Annotated in this window: 4 protein-coding genes; 2 read left to right on the plus strand and 2 right to left on the minus strand. The window is 35.1% G+C overall.

The window, feature by feature from the left end:
- On the minus strand, positions 1–332 hold a 332-nt coding region (locus VKY47_RS10405), incomplete at its 3' end, for an HU domain-containing protein (RefSeq protein WP_473964604.1).
- 104 nt (positions 333–436) lie between these two features.
- On the opposite strand from VKY47_RS10405, the gene dprA reads away from it, so the two are divergent.
- The gene (dprA, locus tag VKY47_RS10410) at positions 437–1,540 is read left to right on the plus strand and encodes a DNA-processing protein DprA (protein WP_324312603.1); all 1,104 of its coding nucleotides are present in this window, start codon (positions 437–439) and stop codon (positions 1,538–1,540) included.
- An 88-nt stretch (positions 1,541–1,628) separates the two neighbouring features.
- Here dprA and trpS read toward each other — a convergent pair whose 3' ends face one another.
- On the minus strand, positions 1,629–2,597 hold the full coding sequence (gene trpS / locus VKY47_RS10415; protein WP_324312605.1) for a tryptophan--tRNA ligase: 969 nt from the start codon (positions 2,595–2,597) through the stop codon (positions 1,629–1,631).
- Positions 2,598–2,701: 104 nt separating this feature from the next.
- On the opposite strand from trpS, the gene VKY47_RS10420 reads away from it, so the two are divergent.
- A partial coding sequence (locus VKY47_RS10420; protein ID WP_324312606.1) for a lysophospholipid acyltransferase family protein occupies positions 2,702–3,213 on the plus strand: 512 nt, incomplete at its 3' end.

Genomic DNA, 3,213 nt, shown 5'->3' on the forward strand with positions numbered 1-3,213 from the left:
CCTTCGTTGTTTAATGAAAGTTCTCCAATATTATCAAAAGAGATGGTTTCCCCTTCCGTTAAATAAGATTTTAAGGCTTTTACACGTTTTTCAATCTTTCTTGAGGCTTCTTCAAAAGGAATTTTTTCTACATCAGCAATATAATGGGTTAAAATACCGTCGTTTGCCTGAATTTGCTCGTTAAAAGACAGCTTCTTTTTTGGAGGATAAAAGGCATTCGTAGATTCGTGAAGGGTTGCCGAAACACGTTGTGTTAAAAAAGCTCCAAACTCTGGAACTGTAACACATTCATATCTATATAGTAAGTCGCTTATGTATGATTCTAATTGCATAAAAACAAAGTTAGCAATTTTTGAATGCGAACAAAAATTCGATAGAACTATTTATTAACATCATAAAATTGCTTTACTTGTAGTCTCATTGTCAAAACATTAAAATGACCGAAAATAGTTTACTATACATTTTGGCCTTGCAGCACGTACCTAAAATTGGCGATATTACAGCTAAAAAGCTGATTTCGCATTGTGGTTCTGTGGAAGCTATTTTTAATGAAAAAAAACAGAATCTTCTTAAAATTGATGGTATTGGGAGTTTGGTTATTAGAGACTTATATAGCAAACACCATTTTAAAGCTGCGGAAGAAGAGTTGAAATACATTCAAGAGAATAACATAACCACCTTATATTTTGCCGATCCTGATTATCCTGAAAAACTAAAGCACTGTATTGATAGTCCTATTTTACTGTTTCAATCCGGCCATATCAATTTAAAAAAACAACGCATTATTAGTGTGGTTGGCACACGTAAAATAACGACTTATGGCATCGCTTTTTGCAATAAGCTGATTGAGGAGTTAGCTGTTTTTAATCCAGTAATCGTATCTGGATTCGCCTATGGAACAGACATTACAGCCCAAAAAGCCGCTATAAACAATAACTTACAAACCATAGGGTGTTTGGCTCATGGTTTGAATCAGGTTTATCCTAAAGCACATAAAAAATATGTGGCCGACATTGAAAAACATGGCGGGTTTTTCACCGACTTTTGGAGTAGCGACCCTTTTGATAGAAACAACTTCTTAAAACGCAATCGCGTTATTGCCGGATTAAGTGAAGCCACCATCGTAATAGAATCTGCTGAAAGAGGAGGAAGTTTAGTAACTGCAGATATTGCAAATTCCTATAATAGAGATGTGTTTGCGGTTCCAGGAAGAGTTACCGATAGCCAAAGTCTGGGTTGTAATAATTTAATTAAATTCCAAAAAGCCCATGTGTTATCTACACCATTGGATATTCCTTATATATTGAATTGGGAATTGGAAGAAGAGAAAAAAGCGCCTGTACAAAAACAATTGTTTGTGGAATTGAACGACGAAGAGAAAGTGGTTTACAACTATCTTAAAGAAAAGGACAAACAACTTCTAGATGTTATTGCTTTGGAATGTGATTTACCAATATATAAAATCGCTGGTATTTTATTGAATATGGAACTTAAAGGCGTGGTGAGGCCTTTGCCCGGAAAGTTGTTTGAGATTATATAAAGTTACTAATTCCTGCAAGATTTGATAAATTTGGAATTGGAATCTTGCAGGAAATATGTTGAATTTGTATCCTTAAATTTCGAATTAGTTAATATCCCACTTTTTCACGAACGCGCTTTAAAACATCATTAGCCACAACCTTGGCTTTTTCTGCTCCAATAGCCAAAAGTTTATCTATTTCATTCGGATTATTCATGTAATAATGATAACGTTCACGTTCTGTAGCAAATTTTTCAACAATCAATTCAAAAAGCGCTTGTTTAGCATGTCCGTAACCATAGCCACCTTGCTCGTAGTTGGCTTTCATAGCATCGATTTGAGCGTTGGAAGCCAATAACTTATAAATAGCAAAACAGTTGCAAGTGCTCCAATCTTTAGGATCTTCAAGAGCAGTACTATCTGTTTCGATAGACATAATTTGCTTGCGAAGTTTTTTATCATCTAGAAAAATGTTGATGATATTCCCTCTACTTTTACTCATTTTCCCACCATCAGTTCCAGGAACAAGCATAATGTTTTCTTGAATTTTTCCCTCAGGAATTACAAAGGTTTCTCCCATTCTAGTGTGAAAACGGGAAGCCACGTCACGAGTCATTTCTATATGTTGTAGCTGGTCTTTTCCAACAGGAATAATATTGGCATCGTACAATAATATATCGGCTGCCATAAGCATCGGGTAGAAAAACAATCCAGAATTAACATCTTCCAATCTATCTGCTTTATCTTTAAATCCATGTGCAAGCGTTAAGCGCTGATATGGAAAAAAGCAACTTAAATACCAGGTTAATTCGGTTACTTGGGGAATATCACTTTGTCTATAAAACACTGTTTTTTCTACATCCAATCCAAAAGCCAACCAGGTTGCAGCTGTAGAATAGGTGTTGCTTCGCAAAAGCTCGGCATCTTTAATTTGGGTTAAGGTATGCAGATTTGCTATAAACAAAAAAGAATCGTTTTTAGGGTCGTTAGCCATTTTAATAGCCGGCATTAACGCGCCTAAAATGTTTCCTAAATGTGGTGTTCCTGTACTTTGAATGCCTGTTAAAATTCTTGCCATAATAATCTCCTGCGAAAGCAGGAGTCTTGTTAAAAAGTTATTTAAAGTGCAAAGGTAATTTTTTTGCTACAATAGCTCAATAAATTTAATTAGTTTTGGCTCTGATGAGAATATTTAAGTGTTTATTTTGGATTATTTATCGCATTTGGTTTCACATACTTGTAGCCTTGCCAATTATAATTTTATTTCCATTTCTAGTTATATCCATACTTAAAGAGTCTTGGTATCCTTACTTTTTTAAACTGGCGCGTTTGTGGGCGAAGATTATTTTAGCTGGAATGGGGTTTATCTGGAAAATTGAACACGAACAAACCCCAGAATCCAATAAAAGTTACATGTTTGTTGCCAACCATACATCCATGGCAGATATTATGCTCATGTTGGTTTCTGTAAAAAATCCCTTTGTATTTGTAGGTAAAAAGGAGTTGGCAAAAATTCCGCTCTTTGGATTTTTCTATAAGCGCACCTGTATTTTAGTAGATAGAAATTCTGAGAGTAGCCGAAAGGCCGTGTTTTTAATGGCTCAAAAACGCTTAAAACAAGGCGCAAGCATTTGTATTTTTCCTGAAGGTGGTGTTCCAGAAGAGCATATTGTTTTAGATACGTTTAAAGATGG

The sequence above is a fragment of the Xanthomarina sp. genome (assembly GCF_035306705.1).
In the GTDB taxonomy this organism is placed as follows: Bacteria; Bacteroidota; Bacteroidia; order Flavobacteriales; family Flavobacteriaceae; genus Xanthomarina.